Origin of the sequence: Pseudonocardia sp. KRD291, from assembly GCF_019263595.1 — a bacterium.
GTDB lineage: Bacteria > Actinomycetota > Actinomycetes > Mycobacteriales > Pseudonocardiaceae > Pseudonocardia.
In genome coordinates this window covers 1-5,446 of record NZ_JADQDD010000360.1, presented here as the reverse complement: position 1 = coordinate 5,446, position 5,446 = coordinate 1, and the positions used below count along the sequence as shown (strand labels likewise).

Annotated in this window: 5 protein-coding genes; 1 reads left to right on the top strand and 4 read right to left on the bottom strand. The window is 74.8% G+C overall.

Features of this window, described 5'->3' with window-relative positions:
• On the bottom strand, positions 1-232 hold a 232-nt coding region (locus I4I78_RS29605), incomplete at its 3' end, for a hypothetical protein (protein ID WP_218614801.1).
• Between the two features lie 161 nt (positions 233-393).
• Positions 394-1,623: an FAD-dependent oxidoreductase gene (locus I4I78_RS29600; protein ID WP_226380672.1), complete on the bottom strand. Its 1,230-nt coding sequence runs from the start codon at positions 1,621-1,623 to the stop codon at positions 394-396.
• Between the two features lie 155 nt (positions 1,624-1,778).
• Between I4I78_RS29600 and I4I78_RS29595 the strand changes: the two genes are divergently transcribed.
• Positions 1,779-2,786, top strand: coding sequence for a TetR/AcrR family transcriptional regulator C-terminal domain-containing protein (locus I4I78_RS29595; protein ID WP_218614800.1), 1,008 nt, complete (start codon positions 1,779-1,781; stop codon positions 2,784-2,786).
• A gap of 9 nt (positions 2,787-2,795) precedes the next feature.
• Here the strand turns inward: I4I78_RS29595 and purH are convergent, their stop codons facing one another.
• Both purH and purN read right to left on the bottom strand, forming a co-directional pair.
• Positions 2,796-4,418: a bifunctional phosphoribosylaminoimidazolecarboxamide formyltransferase/IMP cyclohydrolase gene (gene purH / locus I4I78_RS29590; protein ID WP_218614799.1), complete on the bottom strand. Its 1,623-nt coding sequence runs from the start codon at positions 4,416-4,418 to the stop codon at positions 2,796-2,798.
• A 73-nt stretch (positions 4,419-4,491) separates the two neighbouring features.
• Positions 4,492-5,100 (bottom strand): phosphoribosylglycinamide formyltransferase, encoded by a 609-nt coding sequence (purN, locus tag I4I78_RS29585; RefSeq protein ID WP_226380671.1) that lies wholly within the window; start codon positions 5,098-5,100, stop codon positions 4,492-4,494.
• Positions 5,101-5,446 lie beyond the last annotated feature (346 nt).

Genomic DNA, 5,446 nt, shown 5'->3' with positions numbered 1-5,446 from the left:
GCCGTTCGCTGCGGTTCTCCATGCGCCGCAGCACCCCGCGGGCCAGCTCCAGCCGGCCGCCCCGGTCGCGGGGCGGGTGGGGGACACCGCGCGGAGCCGGGTCGCGGGAGGGCCCCCGCCCGTCCCGCGACCCGGCTCCGGGGTCCGGAGACGCGGCACCGGGCTCCCCAGCCGTCGCCGCGTACTCCTCGACGTCGACCGGCCCCACGGACCCGACCGCCGCATCGATCACCGAACGCCTCCCCGCCTCGCCACCGCCGTCCGGACGCCGCGGGGAGACGGCATATCGAACTGATGTTCGAAGTCTAGGTCAGGCGTCGAACACCCTCAAGCCCCCGTCCGGGGGATGGGAACACCATGACAGCGACCCCCGACAGAACCGGCGCACCGACGTCAGCGCGGGAGTGGCGAGCGGTCACCCACCGGGTACTCCGGCAGGTCGATCGCGTCCGCCTTGGCGAAGATCCGCTCCATCATCGGCCGCATCGGCCGGCGGGTGGCCCACCGCATCGACGCCCGGGCGAGACGGATCCGCAGCGGGGTCAGCGGCGCGTAACCGTCCACCCCCGACGGCGGCAGCTCCTGGCCCTGCTCGACGTAGGGCCGCAGGACCCGCTCGTAGGCGTCGAACGCGGCGGCGTGCCCGCCCGGGCCTGCCGCACCCAGCTCGCCGGCCAGCACGTACGCCCCCACCAGAGCCAGGCTGGTGCCCAGCCCGGTGAGCGGGGTCGGGCAGTACCCGGCGTCGCCGAGCAGCACCACCCTCCCGTGCGAGAACCGCGGCACCCGGACCTGCCCGACCGAGTCCAGGTAGAGGTCCTCGGCGGTCTGCGCGGCACGGACCAGCCGGGGCGCCTCCCACCCGACGCCGTCGAAGTGCCGGACCAGCAGGGCACGCTGGGCGGCGACGTCGCGCCGGTCGAACGACTCCCGGGTCCGGATGCTCAGCCCGGCCTTGTGCTCCCCGGGCAGCCGGCCCGGCCGGAGCGAGGCGACCCGCCCACCGGGCGCGTTGTGCATCAGGTACCAGCCGTTCAGGTCGACCTCGGCCGGCATCGTGAACCACGCCGTGAGCAGCCCGAGCGGGCGCACGCACTCCGACTCCGGCCCGAACGCCACCCGGCGCACCGCCGAGTGCAGCCCGTCCGCGCCGACGACGAGCGCGAACCGGCGCGCAGCGGCGTTCTCGAACGTGACGTCCACGCCGTCGGCGTCCTGCACCAGCCCGGTGACCGTGTCGTCGAACAGGAACTCGACCCCGGGACGTGCGGCCACGTGCAGCAGTCCGGCGAGGTCGCCGCGCAGCACCTCGTCGCGGGAGACGATCCCGCGCCCGCCGAACGCCTCGACCCCCATCTCGGCGCGCCGCTCACCCCGGGCGTCCACCCAGGCGATCCCGCGCTGATCGACCGTCACCCGCCGGACCCGTTCCAGCAGGCCCATCCGGTCGATCACGGTGCGACCGGCACCGCGCAGGTCGACGGTCTGACCGCCGGCCCGCGGCGCGGGCGCCCTTTCGACGACGGTCGGCGTGAAGCCGTGTTCGCGTAACCAGTACGCCACGGCGCAGCCGGCGATACCGGCCCCCGCGACGAGTACGTCCGCGTTCTCCATGCGCTCCATGTTTACGTCGTACGCTGCACCAGTCAACATGTATTTCCGCAGTTCAGCTCACTGTTGAACGGACTGCACTAGTACGCATACCGCGCGGTGACCGGGTTCGCCCAGCGTGTCGGATACTCTCTCGCCGAGAGTGGTGCACTAGTACGGGAGCGAGCATGGACGAGCAGTACCGCGCGGGGGGACCGGCCTCGGTCCGGGTCGCCGACACACTGCGCGAGCGCATCCGCTCCGGCGCCCTGGCCCCGGGTGAGCGGGTGCCCTCCACCCGGGAGATCAGCCGGGAGTGGGGGGTCGCGATGGCGACCGCGACGAAGGTGCTCGCGGCCCTGCGGGCCGACGGCCTGGTGCAGCCGGTGACCGGCGTCGGCACCGTCGTGCGGGACGGGCCCGCACCGGGACCTCCGCCCGGACGCGCTCCGGCGGGCGCGGCCCGGACCGTCCGGTCACGCCCCCACGGCACCGGTCCCCGTACCGGGGCCACCGCGACCGGGGCCGGTTCCGAGACCGGCCTGAGCACCGGGCTCGTGGTGCGCACGGCCCTCGCCGTGGCCGACGCCGAGGGCCTGGCCGCCCTGTCGATGCGCCGGGTCGCCGTCGAGCTGGGGGTGGCGACGATGTCGCTCTACCGCCACGTCGCCGACAAGGACGACCTGCTGGTCCGGATGTTGGACGCCGCGTTCGACGAGTGGGTGCCGCCGCCGCCCCCGCCGCCCGGCTGGCGGGCCGGGGTGGAGCAGGTCTGCCACGCCCTGTGGTCGGGGTTCCGCCGCCACCCGTGGATGGCCTCGGCGCTGTCGCTGACCCGGCCGCAGGCGCTGGCCGGCGCGATGGTCTACAGCGACCGGATCCTCGGCGGGCTGGCCGAGCTCGGCCTGTCACCGACCGTCGCGTTCGACACCCAGCTGATCCTGTTCAACTTCACCCGCGGGGTCGCCATCAGCCTGGAGTCCGAGCAGCAGGCCGAGGCCGACACCGGCCGGACCGCCGACGAATGGGTCGACGAGCACCTGCCCGACACCAGGGCCGCCCTGGGCACCCGCGACCTGCCGGCGCTGCGCCACACCCTGGACCGGCTGGTCGACGGCTACGACCTGGACCTGGACCACCTGTTCACCACCGGTCTGGCGCACCTGCTCGACGGCATCGCCGCCCGCCACACCTGAGCGCCCGGCTCAGTGCGCGAAGTGCCGGGTCCCGGTCAGGTACATCGGGACGCCTGCCTTCTCCGCGGCCGCGATCGAGAGCTCGTCACGAACGGAGCCGCCCGGCTGCACGACGGCCGCGACACCGCCGTCGAGCAGCACCTCCAGACCGTCGGCGAACGGGAAGAACGCATCCGAGGCGGCGACCGAGCCGCGCGCGCGGTCCCCGGCGCGGGCGACCGCGAGCCTGGCCGCGTCCACCCGGTTGACCTGCCCCATCCCGACCCCGACGGCCGCGCCGTCGGAGGCCAGCAGGATCGCGTTCGACTTCACCGCGCGGCAGGCCCGCCACGCGAACGCGAGGTCGGCCAGCACGGCGTCGGGGACCGGGTTGCCGGTGGCCAGCTTCCAGGCGGCGGGGTCGTCGCCGTCGGCGTCGACCAGGTCGCGCTGCTGGACGAGCAGCCCGCCGGAGATCGGCCGCAGCTCGGTGCCGCCGCGGACGTGGCCGCCCGGCCCGGATGACGGATCGAGCCGCAGCACGCGGACGTTCTTCTTGGCCTGCAGTACCTCCAGTGCGCCGTCGGCGTAGGACGGCGCGAGCACGACCTCGGTGAAGATCTCCGCGACCTGCTGCGCCATCTCGACACTGACCTCGCGGTTCACGGCGATGACACCGCCGAACGCGCTCGTCGGGTCCGTGGCGTGGGCCTTGCGGTGGGCCTGCGCGACGTCCGCGCCGACCGCGATCCCGCACGGGTTCGCGTGCTTGATCACCGCGACCGTCGGCTGGTCGCCGTGGTCGTGCGCGGCGCGCCAGGCGGCGTCGGAGTCGACGTAGTTGTTGTAGGACATCTCCTTGCCGTGCAGCTGCTCGGCGCCGGCCAGTCCCTCGGTCCGCGTGCCCAGGTAGAGCGCGGCCGCCTGGTGCGGGTTCTCCCCGTAGCGCAGCGTGCGCTCGCGGGTCCAGGTGGCGCCGAACCAGGACGGCAGGCCCGCGGCATCGGCGGCCTCCTCGCCGTCGGCCGCGAGAGGAGCGTCAGCGGAACGAGAATCAGCACCGAGGGTCTCGCCCATCCAGGACGCGACGGAGACGTCGTAAGCGGCGGTGTGCCGGAACGCCTCGGTGGCCAGGCGGCGGCGGTCGGTCAGGACGAACCCGCCCGCGCCGACCTGCTCGAGCACCCAGGAGTAGCGGGCCGGGTCGACGACCACGGCCACGCTCTCGTGGTTCTTGGCCGAGGCCCGGACCATGGCCGGCCCGCCGATGTCGATCTGCTCGACGGCTTCGTCGGAGCTCGCCCCGGACGCGACCGTCTCGGCGAACGGGTAGAGGTTCGACACCAGCAGGTCGAACGGCGCGATGCCGAGCTGCTCGAGCTGGGCGAGGTGCTCGGGCTTGCGGGTGTCGGCCAGCAGCCCGGCGTGCACCCGCGGGTGCAGGGTCTTGACCCGGCCGTCGAAGCACTCCGGGAACCCGGTGACCTCCTCGACGGCGGTGACCGGCACCCCGGCGTCGGCGATCCGCTGTGCCGTCGACCCGGTGGACACGATCTCCACCCCGGCCGCGTGCAGCCCGGTGGCCAGGTCCAGCAGACCGGCCTTGTCGTAGACGCTGATCAGGGCCCGGCGGACCGGCCTGCGCTCACTCATGACTCACCTCGTGGTTCGTGCCTTCTCCGGCGCGCCGCCCGGGGTCCGGGCAGGTCCGTGCGACCCCTGCGGGTCAGGTCTGGGGTTCTCGCGACGCCGTGGCGGCGTCCGCGCGGGCGAGCCGCCGGATCACCTCCACGAGCAGCCGCCGTTCCTGCGTCTTGATCCGTTCGTGCAGCGTGGTCGCGGTGTCGCCGGGGCGCACCGGGACCTCGGCGCGGCCCAGCACCGGTCCGGTGTCGAGGCCGGCGTCCACCCGGTGCACCGTCGCACCGGTCACCGCCACCCCGGCGGCCAGCGCGTCGCGCACCGCGTGCGCACCGGGGAACGCCGGGAGCAGCGACGGGTGGGTGTTCAGCATCGGGGCACCGATCCCGTCCAGGAACGCCGCCGAGACGACCTTCATGAACCCGGCCCCCACGACCATGTCCGGGGCGTGCGAGCGGACGCGGCCGAGCAGCGCCCGGTCCCAGGACGCCCGGTCCGGGTGCTCGCCCATGCGCTCGACGAACGTCGGCAGCCCGGCGCGGCGGGCCCGCTCGACACCTTCGGTCCCGTCCCGGTCCGCCCCGACCGCGACCGCCGCCGCCGGGTACCCGGGTTCCGCGGCGGCGTCCAGCAACGCCTGCAGCAGGGTGCCCGTCCCGGAGACCAGGACGACGAGCCGGCGCGGTGCGGGCAACCACGGCTCCTCTGGGGGATCGGGGGCGGCGCCGCGACGACGCCGAACCCTCTGACCGGCGGCGGGCGGTACGCGCTGAGCGCGACCGACGGCGCCGGTGGGCCCGGTGGGACCCCCACCAGGGTAGGCGGGGACCTGGCTCACACGCCCGTCGGCCGTCCGACCTGCGCGGACCGGGCCCGGGAACGGCCCGACCGACGCACCACGGCACTCCGCCGGTCCGGACGGGGACATGGCGCGTCTCTCGACGTGCCCGGTCCGGGGCTCGTACCGGAGCGTCAGTCCTCGTCGGGGGGTGGATCGGCGGCCGTGCGCTCCCGTCGCGCCACCAGATCGGCGACGGTGC

What these genes read in the sequence shown, in the direction of transcription:
- I4I78_RS29600 (WP_226380672.1), bottom strand. Translation starts at nt 1,623, where the DNA reads ATGGAGCGCATGGAGAACGCGGACGTACTCGTCGCGGGGGCCGGTATC.
- I4I78_RS29595 (WP_218614800.1), top strand. Translation starts at nt 1,779, where the DNA reads ATGGACGAGCAGTACCGCGCGGGGGGACCGGCCTCGGTCCGGGTCGCC.
- purH (WP_218614799.1), bottom strand. Translation starts at nt 4,418, where the DNA reads ATGAGTGAGCGCAGGCCGGTCCGCCGGGCCCTGATCAGCGTCTACGAC.